The 17,122-nt window shown below is 74.0% G+C and carries 16 protein-coding genes; 14 read left to right on the top strand and 2 right to left on the bottom strand.

What is annotated here, in order from left to right:
- The 3 genes from ACIRNI_RS21585 to ACIRNI_RS21575 form a co-directional block, all read left to right on the top strand.
- Window positions 1–297 (top strand): transposase (locus ACIRNI_RS21585; protein ID WP_403553277.1); only part of this gene is annotated, 297 nt, incomplete at its 5' end.
- 344 nt (window positions 298–641) lie between these two features.
- Entirely contained in the window at window positions 642–1,091 is a 450-nt protein-coding gene (locus ACIRNI_RS21580) for a hypothetical protein (RefSeq protein WP_403553275.1), read from the top strand.
- A 42-nt stretch (window positions 1,092–1,133) separates the two neighbouring features.
- The gene (locus tag ACIRNI_RS21575; protein ID WP_403553273.1) at window positions 1,134–1,559 is read left to right on the top strand and encodes a hypothetical protein; all 426 of its coding nucleotides are present in this window, start codon (window positions 1,134–1,136) and stop codon (window positions 1,557–1,559) included.
- A gap of 187 nt (window positions 1,560–1,746) precedes the next feature.
- Here the strand turns inward: ACIRNI_RS21575 and ACIRNI_RS21570 are convergent, their stop codons facing one another.
- Together ACIRNI_RS21570 and ACIRNI_RS21565 are read right to left on the bottom strand one after the other, a co-directional pair.
- Window positions 1,747–2,601, bottom strand: coding sequence for a helix-turn-helix domain-containing protein (locus tag ACIRNI_RS21570; RefSeq protein WP_403553271.1), 855 nt, complete (start codon window positions 2,599–2,601; stop codon window positions 1,747–1,749).
- 494 nt (window positions 2,602–3,095) lie between these two features.
- Window positions 3,096–4,094, bottom strand: a complete 999-nt coding sequence (locus ACIRNI_RS21565) for a sigma-70 family RNA polymerase sigma factor (protein ID WP_403553269.1) — start codon at window positions 4,092–4,094, stop codon at window positions 3,096–3,098.
- 176 nt (window positions 4,095–4,270) lie between these two features.
- Here ACIRNI_RS21565 and ACIRNI_RS21560 point away from each other — a divergent pair, with 176 nt between their 5' ends.
- From ACIRNI_RS21560 to ACIRNI_RS21510, 11 genes are all read left to right on the top strand, one after another.
- The gene (locus ACIRNI_RS21560) at window positions 4,271–5,536 is read left to right on the top strand and encodes an MFS transporter (RefSeq protein WP_403553268.1); all 1,266 of its coding nucleotides are present in this window, start codon (window positions 4,271–4,273) and stop codon (window positions 5,534–5,536) included.
- 68 nt (window positions 5,537–5,604) lie between these two features.
- Complete coding sequence (locus ACIRNI_RS21555; RefSeq protein ID WP_403553266.1) at window positions 5,605–7,389, top strand: N-acetylglutaminylglutamine amidotransferase; 1,785 nt, start codon at window positions 5,605–5,607, stop codon at window positions 7,387–7,389.
- Complete coding sequence (locus tag ACIRNI_RS21550) at window positions 7,362–9,398, top strand: S9 family peptidase (RefSeq protein ID WP_403553264.1); 2,037 nt, start codon at window positions 7,362–7,364, stop codon at window positions 9,396–9,398. The genes ACIRNI_RS21555 and ACIRNI_RS21550 overlap by 28 nt, the downstream gene beginning before the upstream one ends.
- A 120-nt stretch (window positions 9,399–9,518) precedes the next feature.
- Window positions 9,519–10,520: a glycosyltransferase family 2 protein gene (locus ACIRNI_RS21545; RefSeq protein WP_403553263.1), complete on the top strand. Its 1,002-nt coding sequence runs from the start codon at window positions 9,519–9,521 to the stop codon at window positions 10,518–10,520.
- The gene (locus ACIRNI_RS21540; protein WP_403553262.1) at window positions 10,517–11,065 is read left to right on the top strand and encodes a D-glycero-alpha-D-manno-heptose-1,7-bisphosphate 7-phosphatase; all 549 of its coding nucleotides are present in this window, start codon (window positions 10,517–10,519) and stop codon (window positions 11,063–11,065) included. Before ACIRNI_RS21545 ends, ACIRNI_RS21540 begins: the two co-directional genes overlap by 4 nt.
- Entirely contained in the window at window positions 11,062–12,072 is a 1,011-nt protein-coding gene (locus ACIRNI_RS21535) for a glycosyltransferase family 9 protein (RefSeq protein WP_403553260.1), read from the top strand. The genes ACIRNI_RS21540 and ACIRNI_RS21535 overlap by 4 nt, the downstream gene beginning before the upstream one ends.
- A gap of 23 nt (window positions 12,073–12,095) precedes the next feature.
- Window positions 12,096–13,049: a glycosyltransferase family 9 protein gene (locus tag ACIRNI_RS21530; protein WP_403553296.1), complete on the top strand. Its 954-nt coding sequence runs from the start codon at window positions 12,096–12,098 to the stop codon at window positions 13,047–13,049.
- Window positions 13,046–13,912: a glycosyltransferase family 2 protein gene (locus ACIRNI_RS21525; RefSeq protein ID WP_403553258.1), complete on the top strand. Its 867-nt coding sequence runs from the start codon at window positions 13,046–13,048 to the stop codon at window positions 13,910–13,912. Before ACIRNI_RS21530 ends, ACIRNI_RS21525 begins: the two co-directional genes overlap by 4 nt.
- Window positions 13,909–14,805 carry a glycosyltransferase family 2 protein gene (locus tag ACIRNI_RS21520; RefSeq protein ID WP_403553256.1) on the top strand — a complete coding sequence of 299 codons (897 nt, stop codon included), beginning with the start codon at window positions 13,909–13,911 and terminating at the stop codon, window positions 14,803–14,805. Before ACIRNI_RS21525 ends, ACIRNI_RS21520 begins: the two co-directional genes overlap by 4 nt.
- Before the next feature lie 22 nt (window positions 14,806–14,827).
- Window positions 14,828–15,922, top strand: coding sequence for a glutamate--cysteine ligase (locus ACIRNI_RS21515; RefSeq protein WP_403553255.1), 1,095 nt, complete (start codon window positions 14,828–14,830; stop codon window positions 15,920–15,922).
- 183 nt (window positions 15,923–16,105) lie between these two features.
- Complete coding sequence (locus ACIRNI_RS21510; protein WP_403553253.1) at window positions 16,106–17,074, top strand: UDP-glucuronic acid decarboxylase family protein; 969 nt, start codon at window positions 16,106–16,108, stop codon at window positions 17,072–17,074.
- Window positions 17,075–17,122 lie beyond the last annotated feature (48 nt).

Below are 17,122 nucleotides of genomic sequence, written 5' to 3'. Positions count from 1 at the left end.
CGGCCCGACCGCGTCGTCGCGGACAAGGGCTACTCGGCCCGCAAGATCCGCGCCTATCTCCGCAGGCGTGGGATCGCCTGCACGATCCCGGAACGGAGCGACCAGATCAACGGCCGCATCCGGCGAGGCGAGACCCTCTGCCAGCTCGACCGGGCCGCCTACCGCCGGCGCAACGTCATCGAGCGCTGCTTCAGTCGGCTCAAACAGAACCGGGCCCTGGCCACCCGCTACGACAAACGAGCCGTCCACTACCAAGCCATGGTCACCCTCGCCTGCCTCCGACTCTGGCTCCCATGACTTTCCGGACACCCCCTAGAGGGTGTCTTGTCGACGGGACGCCAAAGTGCCTTCTGAGCCGGGGTGATGAGGCTGGGTCGTTGGCCGGCACGACGAGCCTGTGTCGCTTGCGGCATCCAGACCTCCTTTCCCTTCCGGTACCCGATCATCGAGCCCGTCCGCATGAGCAAGGTGACCCGACTTTGAATTCGTTCTGGCCGGATAGCGTCCCGTTCGCGTACGGGACGGTTGCGAGGGCGGTGACCGGGCCGCTTTCCCCTGCCCAGGAGAATGTGGGACTGCTAGCCTGCGGGGTGCTCAGCCACTGGTCCCGAACCATCAACTGCGCAGAGGAGTTCGGTGTCTTGAAGATGAACAAGTTCACGATCAAAGGCGTCGCCGTGATGACCGGCATCGCATGCGCGTTGACCATGGTTCTCTCGGGCTCCGCCTCGGCGGCCACGCAGTTTCCGTCCGGAGACGGGCACCAAATCTCGGTGGACTGGAGCGGTCAATGGGTGAACGTCAACCGCCTCGAGGACATCACCTTGCAACTGTGCGACGCGACGCCGGCGGACAAGAACCAGGCGACGGCTGTGCTCCAGGGGTACGTCAACGGGCAGATCCGGACCGCCCCGTCGGTGTTCCGGGTGCCGATCGGCGACAAGGCCTGCTACGAATGGCGGAACGTCTTCCTCACCTACTTCCAGAACGGCGAAACCCTGGCATATGCACGAGTGAAGTTCTACAACTCCGGGGCTCCGACGGAGAGCTGGTTCACCAGGTGGGTCATCAACCCGTTCTGGGGCGCGTGATCGGCATTCCGCAGCGGGCAACCACGGGAGCTAGGAATGCGTATGCGAAAACCGGCACTGATGATGTGCGGCATCCTCGGCGTCGTCCTCATGACCACGACCACATCCCAGGCGGCGGCGCACACCCCGGCTTCTCCAGAATCGCCAGGAGCCTGCCAGATCACGGCATGGGGACATGTGGTCCCCGTCGTCTGCCGAACTGGCGCATATCTGAACGCGGACTGGACGGGTGACGGCGTCAGGGACGAAGTCTTCTTCATCAGCCCGCCGAACAACTACGTCTACCGTATTTCGGGCAGCAGCAACGGACCCGTCCGGGTGAGCAACGGAGTCGCCTGGACCATGGTCGGCACGCAGATCCGGGCGTCCGGATACCACCGGGTCTATGCCGCCACCGCCGGAGGCACGCAGATCTACGCGCAGCAGGAGGGCTCCACCTGGACCCCCTGGTACCGTTACGTGCCCTAAAGCGTGACGCAGAAGGCTGTGTCCGGGCAGGTCAGGCCCTGGGTCGTGTCGGGTTGGCTCATGCGGCAAGGGCGCGTAATGAGGTTGGTCGGGATTCGGCCACGGAGGCTTCCACGAGCTGCACTCGGCTTCGGCTGTCCTCTGGCCAAGGCTGGTTCACCGCAGTTCGACTCGTAACCCCAGGTGCTCATGATGTGTGCACCTTGATGATGTCCATGACGAGGTGCCGGGTGTGGTCCGGGCTGAGGGCCTGGGCCTGCAAGTGGGCGTACATCACGTTGTATTGCTGAACATCGGACGGCTTCTCCAGATAGAGGTCGCTGGTGAATCTCTCCAGGTACACGACTTCTTGGCGGCTGTCGGGGAACCGCAGGAGGGAGAACTGTCCTGTCAGGCCCGGGTGGGCGCCCGCGGTGTGGGGGAGGACCTGGACGGTGATGTGCGGCTCGGTGCTCAGTGCGTGCAGGTGCTCCAGTTGCTCGCGCATGATCTCCCGGCTGCCGACGACGCGCCGCAGGGCCGACTCGTCCAGGACGACCCACAGACGCAGGCGGCGGGCGGGGTCGTAGATCCGGTGCTGTCGGCGAAGCCGCACCTTCAGGCGCGCGGCGGCCTGCTCGACAGTGAGGTGGGGGATCGCTTCCTCGATGACCGCGGCCGCGTAGGCGGGGGTCTGCAGCAGGCCGGGGATCACCATGGACTCGTAGGCATGGATGGAGGCGGCTTCCGTCTCCAGGCCGACGTACACGCTGTGGGGGATGTCGCCGTAGGCGTACCACCAGCCCTGCCGGCTCGACTCCCTGGCCAGCTCCATCAGGGAGTCCACGACATGCTGGTCCATGACGCCGTAGAGACGGCACAGGTCACGCACGTCACGGGGGCTGACGGCACGGCGGCCGGTCTCCATGTGACTGACCTTGGCCTGGGAAACCAGCAGCCGCTCCGCCGCCTGCGTACCGGTCAGACCGCTGGCCTTGCGGAGCCGGCGCAGCTCCGCTCCCAGCCGTCGTCTCCTGACGGTGGGGTTGTCGTTCGCCGCCACGGGCGATGTACCTCCGACTCCAAACCACTACGTGCGCCAGCAGATTGGCATGGAGCCCTCGGTGTTGATCACACGCCGTGCCGCCGGATCTGACGGCGAAAGCGGATTGTGACCCTGTAATTTGCCGCTCGGTAATGCCCCGGGCAGAGCGATTCTCCACGCCACAAGGGAGGGGGCGGCAGCCCCCTACCGAGCTGGACGGGCCCACACCGGGGGTCGCCGGTGATCATTTACGGGACAACTCTTAGGGGGTGTCTTGTCGATCAGGCCGTATCAGCGAGCGGCGTCTGGGGGTCCCCCCCAGGCGAAGCCGAGGGGGAGCGTGCGATCGCAAGGCGGAGGAGGGAGTCCGTGCGGCGGGGGCACCTCCCGTGCCCGAAGGGCTACGGGGGCCATTGGCGACCGACGACAACGCGGCTGGGGGCACCCCCAGGCGAAGCTCTGGGGGAGTGCGTGCCAGGCGACGCGAGCCCGGCAAGATCGGCAAGACCCCCCTAGAGGGTGTCCGCCCAAGCGAGCAGGGGCTCGTGTCCCTTGGAGGTGCGCAGCTGCGCCAGGGCGTGGCGTTCGAGCTGGCGCACCCGCTCGGTGCTGAGGCCGACGCGCTCGGCGACCTGCTTGCGGGTGTGCGGTTCACCGTCGTGGAGGCCGTAGCGCAGGGTGAGGATCATCGCCTCGCGGGGCGGCAGGGTGCCGATCGCCGCGCGCAGCTGTTCGGCCAGCGCGCGGTATTCGGCGACGTGAGGCGCCTGGAGGACCTCGGTGTCCTCGATGAGGTCGCCGACGACCGTCTCGCCCTCCTCGCCGACCGGGGTGTCGAGGCTGATCGCGTCACGGCCGACGCGGCGCAGCCGGGTGACCTTGGCGGCCGGGAAGCCGGTCTCGGCGGCCGCCTCGGCGACGGTCGGTTCGCGGCCGAGGTGCGCTTGGAGGGCGCGTTCGGTGCGGCGGAGCTTGGAGAGGTCCTCCACGACGTGGACGGGCAGGCGTACGGTGCGGGCGTGCTGGGCCAGGCCGCGCTCGATGGCCTGGCGGATCCACCAGGTGGCGTAGGTGGAGAACTTGTAGCCCTTGGTGTAGTCGAACTTCTCCACCGCCCGGATGAGCCCGAGGTTGCCCTCCTGGACCACGTCGAGGAAGGACAGGCCGCGCCGGCTGTGCCGTTTGGCCACCGCGACGACGAGCCGCAGGTTGGCGCGGACCATGTGGTCCTTGGCGTGCTGCCCGTCCCGGGCCACGGCCTCCAGGTCGCGCCTGCGCCGCGGCGACAGCGGGCGCCGGCCGGGCGCGGCGGCCGCGTCCGCCTCGTGCAGCAGCTCGTCGGCGTACACACCGGCCTCGATGCGCTTGGCCAGCTCCACCTCCTCCTCGGCGGTGAGGAGCGGCGTCGCGGCGATCTGCGAGAGGTACTGGCGTACGAGGTCGGGTTCGTCGTCCGGTCTGCCGGGCTCGCGGCGGTGGACGAGCGGGACGAGCCTCATCTGCGCGGTCATGATGTCGGCCTCCGCCGTCATCCCTACCCGGCGCGGCCGCCGTCACGCGCGTACGAGGCTTGTGCGCGGGGTGCGCAATGGCCCAGTCGCGGGGGCGTGGAATGGACCAGGGAGTGGGCCGCTCGGGAGCCTAATTTGAGGGGCGTCCCCCCTGATGCCTCCTGCCGAGGAGCCCCGTGCCCGTGCCCATTGCCCTGCCCCGCTCCCTGCCGTGTCCGCACCGCCGGCTCGCGCTCGCGCAGCTGGTCAACTCCGTCGGCGACGGCGCCTTCTACGTCACCTCCGCGCTGTACTTCTCCCGGGTCGTGGGGCTGACGCCCGGCCGGATCGGACTCGGGCTGACCCTCGCCTGGGCGGTCGGCGCGGTCGCGGGTGTGCCGCTCGGGCACCTCGCGGACCGGCGGGGGCCGCGCGGGGCGGCCGTGGCCCTGGCGGCTGCGACCTCGCTGTCGGTCGCGGGGCTGCTGCTCGTACGGTCGTACGCGGCGTTCCTGTTTGTCGTCCTGGCCTACGCCATCGCGCAGTGCGGGCTGGCGGCGGCGCGGCAGTCACTGCTGGCGGGGCTCGTCGAGCCCGGCGCGCGGACCGGCGTGCTGGCGCGCCTCCAGGCGGCGGGCAACGCCGGGATCGCGGTGGGCGCGGGGATCGGCGCGGTCGCGCTGCACCTGGACACGTCCGCCGCGTACCTCTGCGTCCTCGGCGTCGACGCGCTGGCCTTCGCGGGGTGCGCGGTGCTGCTGGGGCGGTTGCCCGCGGTGGCCGCCCACCAAGGGTCCGGCGGTGGTGGGCGGCGGTCGGCGACGGTGCTGCGCGACCGCCCGTTCGCGCTGGTCACTCTCCTGAACACCGTCATGCTGCTGCGGATGCCGCTGATCAGTCTGGCCCTTCCGCTGTGGATCGCGGAGCACACGGCGGCGCCCGGCTGGTCGGTGTCGGCGCTGCTGGTGCTCAACACCGGCGCGGTGGTGCTCTTCCAGGTGCGGACGGCCGCCGGGGTGACCGGGCTGCCGGGCGCGGTGCGCGCGGTGCGCTCCGGCGGTGTGCTGATGCTCGCCTCGTGCGCGGTGTTCGCCGTCTCCGGGGACCTGGCGGCGTGGGCGGCGCTGGTGGTGCTGGTGGCGGGGGCGGTGCTGCTGGTGTGGGGTGAGATGCGGCAGTCCGCGGGGGCGTGGCAGATCGCGTTCGATCTCGCCCCGGCCGGGCGGCAGGGCCAGTACCAGGGGTTCTTCGGCGTGGGCGTGCCGGTGGCGCGGATGGTGGGGCCGGTGCTGCTGACGACGCTGGTCGTCGGCGGGGGCGTGACCGGGTGGCTGCTGCTCGGCGGGCTGTTCCTGGCGGCGGGAGCGACCATGGGGCCCGCGGTGCGGCTGGCCGAGCGGCGGGCGGCGGGGATTGCTCCGCGATCAACGGGGAACCCGGGGAAAACCGTTCTTGAGGAGTGAACCGTGACAGACGAGATGGATGCGATGGACGGGATACCGGATACGGAGGCTCGGCCCGGAGGTGTCGTATGTGCGGGCTGAGCGGTGAGATCCGGTTCGACGACGGGCGGCCCGACCTGGCCGCCGTCGAGCGCATGACCGACCGGCTGGCCGCGCGGGGGCCCGACGGCCGCGGGATGTGGTCGCAGGGCCCCGTGGCGCTGGGCCACCGGAGGCTGAAGATCATCGACCTGTCGGAGCACGGCGCCCAGCCGATGTCCGACAGCGAGGCACGGCTGACCGGCGTGTTCAACGGGTGCATCTACAACTACCGGGAGCTCCGGGAGGAGCTGCGGGCGCTGGGGCACCGGTTCTTCTCCACGTCGGACACCGAGGTGGTGCTGAAGGCGTACCACCAGTGGGGCACGCGCTGCGTGGACCACTTCGTCGGGATGTTCGTCATCGTCATCGTGGAGAACGACACGGGTCGCGTGGTGCTGGCTCGCGACCGGCTCGGCATCAAGCCGCTGTACCTGTCGTACGGGCCGGGCCGGCTGCGGTTCGCCTCCACGCTGCCCGCCCTCCTCGCGGGCGGCGGCGTCGACACCTCGCTCGACCCGGTCGCCCTGCACCAGTACCTCAGCTGGTCGGCGACGGTGGCGGCCCCGCACACCGTGCTCAACGGGGTGCGCAAGCTGCCCGCGGCCACGGTGCGGGTGGTGGAGCCGGACGGCACCTACCGCGACCACTGCTACTGGCAGCCGTCGTACACCCGCCGCCCCGAGTTCGCGGGCATGGACGCCGCCGACTGGCGGGACGCGGTGCTGGACGCGCTGCGCACGGCGGTGCGGCGGCGGATGGTCGCCGACGTGCCGGTCGGGGTGCTGCTCTCGGGCGGCCTGGACTCGTCGCTGATCGTGGCGCTGCTGGCCGAGGAGGGCCAGCGGGACCTGGCGACGTTCAGCGTCGGGTTCGAGTCGGAGGGCGGCGAGGACGGCGACGAGTTCGCGTACTCGGACCTGGTCGCACGGCGCTTCGCCACCGAACACCACCAGCTGATGGTGCCGTCCGACCGGGTGTCGACGGCGCTGGACAACGCGGTCGCCGCGATGAGCGAGCCGCAGCTCAGCCATGACGTGGTCGCCTTCCACCTGCTGTCGGAGCAGGTGTCGAAGGAGGTCAGCGTCGTCCAGTGCGGGCAGGGCGCGGACGAGGTGTTCGCCGGCTACCGCTGGTACCCGGCGATGGCCGGGGTCCCGCGCGAGCGGGAGCCGGAGACGTACGCCGAGGTGTACTTCGACCGGCCGCACGGCGACCTCGCCCGGATGCTGAACCCCGATCTGCTGCCCGCCCACGACGTGTCGCGGAGCTTCGTGCACGCGCACATGGCGGAGCCGGGGGCCGAGACGGCGCTGGACGCGGCGCTGCGGCTGGACACGCACGTGATGATGGTCGACGACCCGGTCAAGCGGCTCGACAACATGACGATGGACTGGGGCCTGGAGGCCCGGGTGCCGTTCCTCGACCACGAGCTGGTCGAGCTCGCCGCCGCCTGCCCGCCGGAGCTGAAGCTCGCCCACGGCGGCAAGGGCGTCCTGAAGGAGGCGGGCCGCGCGCTGCTGCCCCATGAGGTGATCGACCGGCCGAAGGGCTACTTCCCGGTGCCGGCCATCATGCACATGGCGGGACCGGTGTACGAGCGGGTCCGTCAGGCGCTCACGGCCCCGGAGGCGCGGGCGCGCGGGATCTTCCGGGAGGAGTACGTGGCGGAGCTGCTCGCCGACCCCGACGGCCACCGTACGAAGCGGGGGGCGAACACCCTGTGGCAGGTGGCCCTGCTGGAGCTATGGCTGCAGACGCACGGCATCGGCTGAGCCGCCGGCCGGCCATCGACGCGGCGGCCCCGGGACCGGTGCCGGTCGCACTCGCCGGGGCCGCGGGGCCGGCGGACGCCCCGCGGCCCGTGGTCTCCCACGGGTGCTGGTACCCGTCGACGGACCCGACCGGCGAGCGGGTGGCGTTCCTCTGCGACCGGGGCGGCGTGCCGCAGCTGTGGACCGGGCCGGTGGCGGGGGGCGAGGACGTGCACCTGCTGGACGCGGACCCGGAGCCCGTGACGGAGGTGGCGTGGTCGCCGGACGGCCGCTGGATCGCCTACACCGTCAACCCGGGCGGCGGCGAGCACAGCCGGGTGCTGTGCGTACGCCCCGACGGAAGCGACCGGCGGGTCGTCGCGGGCGCCGACGCGGGCAGTTCGGCCTACCTCGGCTGCTGGGCGCGGGACGGTTCGGCCGTCGCGGTCACGGTCGCCGAGCCGCCGTCGGCGTACCGCGATCCGGAGCCGGGCCTCGCGGGCCTGCCGGCCGGTTGGGCGGAGCGCGACGGGCACGCCACGCTGCTGGGCGGAGCCGGGCGCGGCGTCGTGGGCCACCGGCGCGGCACCCGCGACCGGCTGTCGGCGTACCTGGTGGACCCGGACGAGCCCGGCGCGGCGACGCTGCTGGCCACCGAGACCGGGGCGGCCACGCTGCGGGTGTGCGACCTGAGCCAGGACGGGCGGCTCGCGCTGCTGCGCCGGGGCCCGCGCGTACGGCGCGAGGCGGTGGTGCTGCGCACGGAGGACCTGGGCACGGGCTGTGTGCTGCGGGTCGCGGACGCGGACCCGTGGATCGGCCGCTTCTCGGCGGACGGGCGCACGGTGTGGCTGCGCAGCGACCACGAGCGGGAGTTCGCGGCGCTGCTCGCCGTCGGGCTGGACGAGCGCGGGGAGTTGAAGGACGTCTCGGTCGTCGCGGAGCGCGAGCGGAGCGATCTGGAGCTGCTGGCGTTCCTCGGGGACGGCCGCACGGCCGCGCTGGCGTGGAACGTGCGGGGCGCGACCGAACTGGAGCTGCTGGACGTGGAGTCGGGGCTCCCGGCCCGGCGTGTGGAGCTGCCGCACGAGGTGGTCACCCGTGTCGCGCGCGGGGGGCCGGCGGGGATGGTGCTCGCCGTGTCGGGGTCGCAGCGGCGGCCCGGCGTGTGGTGGGCGGCCGACGGCGGGGTGCCCGCGCGTACACCGTGGTCGTCGCGGGACGAGGACGCGGTACCGGCGGGGCGTCCGCCCGTGCGGCCGGTGCCGGTGCGGCTGACCTCGCGCGACGGGCTGGAGCTGGGCGGCTGGTACTACCGGGCGCCCGGGCGGGCCGACACCGACCCGGCGCCGTGCGTGCTGCATCTGCACGGCGGGCCGGAGGAACAGGAGCGGCCGGTGTTCGAGCCGCTGTACCACGAGCTGCTGGGGCGGGGCCTGGACGTCTTCGCGCCGGATGTGCGCGGCTCCTCCGGGTACGGGCGGTCCTTCGTGGACGCCGACCTCGGGACGGGGCGGTTCGCCGCGATCGAGGACGTCGCCGACTGCGCGGCGCACGCGGTGCTCAGCGGGCGGGCCGATCCGCGGCGGCTGGCCGTGATGGGCCACTCGTACGGGGGCTACCTGACGTTCGCCTCGCTGGTGTGGCATCCGGAGCTTTTCCGTACGGGGATCGCGGTGTGCGGGATGTCCGATCTCACCACGTTCTTCGCCGGGACCGAGCCGTGGCTCGCGGAGTCGGCGGCGTACAAGTACGGCCATCCCGAGCGGGACCGCGAGCTGCTGCGGGCGCTGTCCCCGATGAGCCGGATCGACGCGCTGCGCGTGCCGGTGCTGGCGGTGCACGGGGAGCACGACACGAACGTGCCGCCGGGCGAGTCGGAGCAGTTCGTCCGGGCGGCGCGGGATCGGGGGCTGACGGCGGAGGTGCTGACGCTGCGCGACGAGGGCCACGAGTTCCGGCGGGCGGACAGCCGGCGGCTGTTCCGGCGGGCGGCGGGCGACTGGCTGGAGCGGTACCTGGGCGAGTGAGCCCGTACGCGGGGTGGCCGAGCCGCTGCGATGCGCCATATATGTGCCTAAAGTGATCGAAGGTGGGCATTCCGTACGTCGCTACGGAACCGATCACCCCGGAACTGGAGGCGCAGACGCATGATTCCCCCCCTCGCCTCGTACGGCGTGGTCGTCCCCACCATCGGGCGGCCCTGCCTCGCCGACTGCCTCGCCGCGCTCGCCGTGAGCGAGGGGCCCGAGCCGAGCCGGATCGTGCTCGTCGACGACCGCCCCGACGCGGGCGGCGACGAGCTGCCGCTCGGGGCGCTCGGCCCCCTCGCCCACCGCACGGTGGTGCTGCGCAGCGGCGGCCGCGGCCCGGCGGCCGCCCGCAACACCGGGATCCGCGTGGTGGACGAGCCGTGGACGGTCCTCCTCGACGACGACGTACGGGTGGGCGCGTACTGGCGCGAGCAGCTGGCCCGCGACCTGGCGGAGGCCTCCCCCGACACCGGCGGCGTGCAGGGCGTGCTGGAGGTGCCGCTGCCCACAGGCCGCCGCCCCACCGACTGGGAGCGCAACACGGCGGGCCTGCGCGACGCGCTGTGGGCCACCGCCGACATGGCGTACCGCACGGAGGCGCTCAAGGCCGTCGGCGGTTTCGACGAGCGCTTCCCGCGCGCCTTCCGCGAGGACGCGGACCTGGCGCTGCGGGTCATCGACGCGGGCTGGCGGATCCGGCGCGGCGAGCGCCGCACCGAGCACCCGGTGCGGCCCGCCGACCGGTGGGTGTCGGTACGGGTCCAGCGGGGCAACGCCGACGACGCGCTGATGACGCGGCTGCACGGGCCCGGCTGGTGGGAGCGGGCGTCCGCGCCGCGCGGGCGGATCCGGCGCCACGCGGCGGTCACGGCGGCCGGGCTCGGCGCACTCGTGCTGGCGGCGGCCGGGCGGCGGCGCGCGGCCGCGCTGACGGCGGCGGGCTGGCTGCTGGGCACGGCGGAGTTCGCGCGGGCGCGGATCGCCCCGGGGCCGCGCACGGCGGACGAGATCCTGACGATGACCGTGACGAGCGCGGTGATCCCGGCGGTCGCGACCTGGCACCGGCTGAGCGGCGCGGTGCGCCACCGGGGGGCCGGGTGCTGGGACGGCACCCTGTGAGCCGCCGGGGGCCGTTCCCGGCGGCCGTGCTGTTCGACCGCGACGACACGCTGGTGGTGGACGTGCCGTACAACGGCGACCCGGAGCGGGTACGGCCGATGCCGGGCGCGCGGGAGGCGCTGCGGCTGCTGCGCGAGCGGGGCGTGCCCGTCGGGGTGGTGTCCAACCAGTCGGGTATCGGGCGCGGCCTGCTGACCGAGGCGGCCGTACGGGACGTCAACGCCCGGATCGACGCGCTGCTCGGCCCGCTGGACGCCTGGGTGCACTGCCCGCACGCGCCCGAGGACGGCTGCGGCTGCCGCAAGCCGGCGCCGGGTCTGGTGGTCGAGGCGGCGCGGCGGCTGGGCGTCCGGGCCGCCGACTGCGTCGTGATCGGCGACATCGGCGCGGACATGGGCGCGGCGCGCGCGGCCGGCGCGGCAGGGGTGCTGGTGCCGACGGCGCGGACCCTGCCGCAGGAGGTGGCGGCCGCGCCGTGCGTCTGCCCGGACCTGCTGAGCGCGGTGCGGCATGTGCTGGGGCAACACCTGAGGAGGCCGTCATGAGGGCTCTCGTCGTCCGGCTGGACAGCTTCGGGGACGTCCTCCTCGCCGGGCCCGCCGTGCGCGCGGTCGCGCACCGGGCCGACCGGGTGGCGGTGCTGTGCGGGCCGCGCGGCGCCCCGGCCGCGCGGATGCTGCCGGGCGTGGACGAGGTGCTGGTCTGGGACGCGCCCTGGGTGGGCTTCACGCCGCCGCCCGTGGACCGCGCGGACGTCGACCGGGTGGTGAACCGGATCGCCGCGGCCCGCGCGGACACGGCGCTGGTCCTCACCTCGTACCACCAGAGCCCGCTGCCGGCCGCGCTGCTGCTGCGCATGGCGGGCGTACGGCACATCGCGGCCGACAGCGTGGACTTCCCCGGCGCCCTGCTGGACGTACGCCACCGGCGGGCGCCGCACGCCCATGAGGCCGAGGCGGCCCTGGACCTGGCCGAGGCGGCCGGTTTCCCCCGCCCCCCGGGCGACGACGGGCGGCTGCGGGTCCACCACGCGGCGGGCGGCGCGCCCGAGCTGACCGGGCCGGGGCCGTACGTGGTGGTCCACCCGGGCGCGAGCGTCGCGGCCCGCCGGTGGAGCCCGGCCCGCTGCGCCCAGGCGGTGCGGCTGCTGGCGGCCGCCGGCCACCGGGTCGTCGTCACCGGCGGCCCCGACGAGCGGGAGCTGACCGCGCTGGTCGCGGGGCGGCACGGGTTGGACCTGGGCGGCCGGACGCGGCCGCCTGAGCTCGCGGCGGTGCTGGCGGGCGCGGGGGCGGTGGTGACGGGCAACACCGGTCCGTCGCATCTGGCCGCGGCGGTCGGTACGCCGGTGGTCTCGCTCTTCTCGCCGGTGGTGCCCGCCGAGCGGTGGGGTCCGTACGGGGTGCCGCAGGTGCTGCTGGGCGACCAGCGGGCGCCGTGCGCGGACAGCAGGGCCCGCGAGTGCCCGGTGCCCGGCCATCCGTGTCTGAACGAGGTCACGGCCGAGGACGTGGTCGCCGCCGTGGAGAAGCTGCTGGAGGCGGACGAGTGAGCGGCGGCGGCCGGGCGCCGCGGATGCCGTGGGCGCCCCGGGTGCTCGTGCTGCGGGCGCTCGGGCTCGGCGACCTGCTGACGGGGGTGCCCGCGCTGCGGGCGCTGCGGCGGGCGTTCCCCGGGCACGAGACGGTGCTGGCCGCCCCGGCGCAGCTCGCGGAAGTGGCCGCCGCGACCGGTGCGGTGGACACGCTGCTGCCCGCCTCGGCGCCGGGGCGCGCTGTGCCGGTCCGCCTGGACTGGCCGGGCCCGCCGCCGGAGGTGGCCGTGGACCTGCACGGCAAGGGCCCCTCCAGCCATCTGCTGCTGCGCAGGCTGCGGCCGGGACGGCTGCTGGCGTTCGCCCATCCGGGCACGCCGGAGGTCGCGGGCCCGGAATGGACCGCCGACGAGCACGAACGCGCCCGCTGGTGCCGCCTGCTGGAGTGGTACGGCATCCCGGCCGACCCCGGCGACCTCCGCCTCCCGGCGCCGCCGGACCCCTCCCCCGCGCCGGGCGCGATCGTCGTCCACCCGGGCGCCGACTCCCCCGCCCGCCGCTGGCCCGCCGAGCGGTACGCCACGGTGGTGCGGGAACTGCTGCGCCGCGGCCACCGGGTGGCCCTGACGGGCGGCCCGGGCGAGGACGAGCTGCTGGACCGGATCGCCGCCCCCGTGCCGGAGCTGGAGGTGTTCCGGGGCGGGCTGCCGTACGGGCGGCTCGCGGCGCTGGTCGCCGGGGCCGCCGGTGTGGTGAGCGGGGACACCGGCATCGCGCATCTGGCGGTGGCGTACGGGACACCCTCCGTCACCCTTTTCGGACCGGTATCGCCCAGATTGTGGGGACCGCCCGAGGGTACGCGGCACGTGGCGCTGTGGCACCCGGGCCCGCCCGGCGATCCCCATGGGCGCGAGCCCGACCCGCAGCTGCTGCGCCTCCGTCCGGCCGACGTCCTCAAGGCCCTCTCCGACCATCCGGAGGTGTCCCGCCCGTGACCCGCATCAGCGTCGTCGTGATCACCCGCGACCGCCGGGAGCAGCTGCTGCGCACCCTGGAGCGGCTGGCGGGGCTGCCCGAGCGGCCGCCGGTGATCGTGGTGGACCACGCCTCCACGGACGGCACCGCCGAGGCGGTGCGGCGGCTGCACCCGGACGTCACGCTGCTGACCCCCGGCCGCAACCTGGGCGCGGTCGGCCGCACCCTGGGCGTACGGCACGCGCGGACGCCGTACGTGGCGTTCAGCGACGACGACTCCTGGTGGGAGCCGGGCGCCCTGGCCCGCGCCGCCGACCTGCTCGACGAGCACCCCCGGCTCGGGCTGATCGCGGCCCGGATCAAGGTGGGGCCGGACGGCGCACCGGACCCGCTCAACGGCATGCTGGCCACCTCCCCGCTCGGCCGGGCGCCCGACCTGCCGGGCCCGCAGGTGCTGGGCTTCCTGGCCTGCGCGGCGGTCGCCCGGCGCACGGCGTACCTGGAGGCGGGCGGCTACCACCCGGTGCTGTTCTTCGGCGGCGAGGAGACCTGCCTCGCCTACGACCTGGCGGCGCGCGGCTGGGGCGTGTGCCACTGCCCCGACGTGGTGGCCGTGCACATGCCGACCGGCGGCGTACGGTCCGGGCGCCCGGCGCGGCAGTTGCGCAACGCCGTGCTGACCGCCTGGCTGCGCCGCCCGCTGCCCGTGGCGCTGCGGCACACCCGCGAGCTGGCCGCCGACGCCCGGCGCGACCCGCAGGCGCGTGCGGCACTGAAGGAGCTGCTCGCCCGGCTCCCGGCGGCGCTGCGGGCCCGCAGCCCGCTCCCGTCGGCCGTGGAGGCGGCGGCCCACCGCCTGGAACTGGAAGGAGCCGTGGCGTGAGCGATCCCCGCACCACCGTCGTCGTCATCACCCACAACCGGCGCGACGAGCTGCTGCGCACCCTCGCCGAGCTGGCACGGCTGCCGGAGCGCCCGCCGGTCATCGTCACCGACAACGCCTCCACGGACGGCACCGCCGAGGCGGTGGCGCGCCTGCACCCGGACGTCACGCTGCTCACCCCCGGCCGCAACCTCGGCGCCGTGGGCCGCAACCTCGCGGTACGCCGGTCCCGTACGCCGTACGTCGCCTTCTGCGACGACGACTCGTGGTGGGAACCGGGGTCGCTGGGGCGCGCCGCGGACCTGCTGGACCGGCACGAGCGGCTGGTGGCGGTCACCGCGCGGATCCTGGTGGAGCCCGGCGGCCGGGAGGACCCGATCGTGGCCGAGCTGCGGGACTCGCCGGTGCAGGGGCCGGACTGGCTGCCCGGGCCGGCGCTGGGCTCGTTCCTGGCGGCGGCGACCGTGCTGCGCCGCGACCCGTTCCTGGAGGCGGGCGGCTTCCACGAGCGGCTCTGGCTCGGCGGCGAGGAGGAGCTGCTCGCCACGGACCTCGCCACGCGCGGCTGGTGGCTGGCGTACGTACCGGAGCTGACGGTCCATCACGCTCCGTCGCGCGCCCGTGACGCGACGCTGCGGCGCGTGCACGGGCTGCGCAACACGCTGTGGTTCTGCTGGCTGCGGCGCCCGGTGCGGCCCGCGCTGCGCAGGACGCTGGACCTGGCCCGTACCGTGCCGCGCGATCTGGCGTCGCTGCGGGCGTTCGGCCTCGCGCTGGCGGGGCTGCCGTGGGTGCTGCGGGAGCGGCGGGTGGTGCCGCCGCCGGTGGAGGCGCGGCTGGGGGCGCTGACCGAGGCCCAACGCGAGTCGACGGCGCGGCGTTATGTCGGCTGACCAAGGGGGTACCCGGCGCTCCGTGATCACCATTGGGGTCGAGGAGGAGTACCTCCTGGTCGATCCGGTCACCTGTCTGCCGGTGCCCCGTGCGGAGCAGGTGCGGGCGGCGGCCGGCCTGGAGCCGATCCTGGACGACCAGGAGGTGCAGTCCGAACTGCTCCAGGCGCAGGTGGAGGTCGCCACGCCGGTCTGTACGGACCTCGACGAGGTGGGCGGCCACCTGCTGCGGCTGCGGCACGCGCTGGGCTCGGCGGCGGAGAAGAACGGCTGCCGGATCGCGGCCTGCGGCACCGCGCCGTTCCGCGAGACCGCGCCGGTCCCGGTGACCGAGAAGGCCCGCTACATCGCGATGCGTTCCCAGGCTCCGCAGCTCGTCGCCGAGCAGCTGGTCAACGGCATGCACGTGCACGCGGCGGTGCCCGACCGGGAGATGGGTGTGGCCGTCCTCAACCGGATCCGGGTGTGGCTGCCGGTGCTGGTGGCCATGTCGGCCAACTCGCCCCTGTGGGACGGGCACGACACCGGCTTCGCCAGCTGGCGCACCGTGATCTTCGGCCGCTGGCAGGTGGGCGGACCGCCGCCCCGCTTCGCGGACCTCGCCGACCACGAGCGGCGGGTGCGCGCGCTGCTGGACACCGGGGTCATCACCGACACCGGCCAGCTGTACTGGCAGGCGCGGCTGTCCGACAAGTACCCGACGGTCGAGGTGCGCTGCGCGGACGTCCAGCTGCGGGTGGACTCGGCCGTGATGTTCGCCGGTCTGGTCCGCGCCCTGATCGCCACGGCCATCCGGGACGAGAAGGCGGGCGAGCCGGTCCCCGAGTGCGCGCCCGAGCTGCTCCAGGCGGCGAACTGGCACGCGGCGCGGCACGGTCTGAGCGGGCTGCTGGTCGACCCCGAGGGCACGGCCCGAAGGGCCGGTGACGTCCTCGCCCGGATGCTCGACACGCTGGCGCCCGCCCTGGCGGAGGCCGGTGACACCCGTGAGGTGGCCGCGCTCGTGCACCGGCTGCTCCAGCAGGGCACGCCGGCGGACCAGCAGCGGCGGGTGCTGGCCGAGGGCGGTCTGCCCGCCCTGGCGGAGCTGCTGATCAACGAGACCGTCGCGCCCTAGGACGCCCTGAACGCCCTGGTCAGCGCCGTGTTCAGCGGCGTACGGGCGTCGTTTTCACCCTCCGTAACCACTCGTACGGCCTATACCACCGCGCCCCGCGCCCCCGTTCGGCCGAGCCTGGTCGCAGACGCAGGGGGGACCGGTACGTCGTCGTCCGCGGTTCGCACGTACGGAGGAGATCGAATGAACACCGCTTTCTCACGCAGCTGGGAGCACGCCGTCGTCACCGGCGGCGCGGGCTTCGTCGGCTCGCACCTGTGCACCGCCCTGCTCGACGCGGGCGCGGCCGTCACCTGCGTCGACGACTTCAGTACCGGGCGACCGGAGAACATAGCCGAGCTGCGCGGCCGCCCCGGCTTCACCGTGGTCGAGGCGAACGTCGCCGAGCCGTTCACGGTCCCGCGCGACCCCGACCTGGTGCTCCACTTCGCGTCCCCGGCGTCCCCGGCCGACTACCTGCGGCTCCCGCTGCACACGCTGGAGGCCGGCAGCCTCGGCACCCGCCACGCGCTGGCCCTCGCCCACCGCGCCGGGGCCCGGTTCCTCCTCGCCTCCACGTCGGAGGTGTACGGAGACCCGCAGCAGCACCCGCAGAACGAGCGGTACTGGGGCAATGTGAACCCCGTCGGGCCGCGCAGCGTGTACGACGAGGCCAAGCGGTTCTCCGAGGCGCTGACCACCGCGCAGGCGGAGGCGCAGGGCACGGACACCGGCATCGTGCGGCTGTTCAACACCTACGGCCCGAGGATGCGCGGCCACGACGGGCGGGCCGTGCCCACCTTCGTACGGCAGGCGCTGGCCGGGGAGCCGCTCACCGTCACCGGCGACGGCCGCCAGACCCGGTCCCTGTGCTACATCGACGACACCGTGCGCGGCATCCTCGCCGCGGCGGCCCACGGGCTGCGCGGCCCGGTGAACATCGGCAACCCGGCCGAGATCACCATGCTCGAACTGGCCCGGCTCGTCATCGAGTTGACCGGCTCGGATTCGGAGATCCGGTTCATCGAGCGGCCGACGGACGACCCGGCGGTGCGCTGCCCGGACATCACGCTCGCCCGCGACAAGCTGCAGTGGGAGCCGCGCGTCGGCGCCGAGGAGGGGCTGCGGCGGACCATCGACTGGTTCCGCGCCCAGGAGGTCGCCCACGCCTGAGCGGCACACCCCCGCCCCCATCCCCGATTCGCCCCCGACTCGCCGAAA

This window comes from Streptomyces sp. NPDC093546 (assembly GCF_044765045.1).
Classification (GTDB): Bacteria; Actinomycetota; Actinomycetes; order Streptomycetales; family Streptomycetaceae; genus Streptomyces.
Note: the sequence above shows the minus strand (reverse complement) of the source record. Positions and strands in the feature narration are given on the sequence as shown.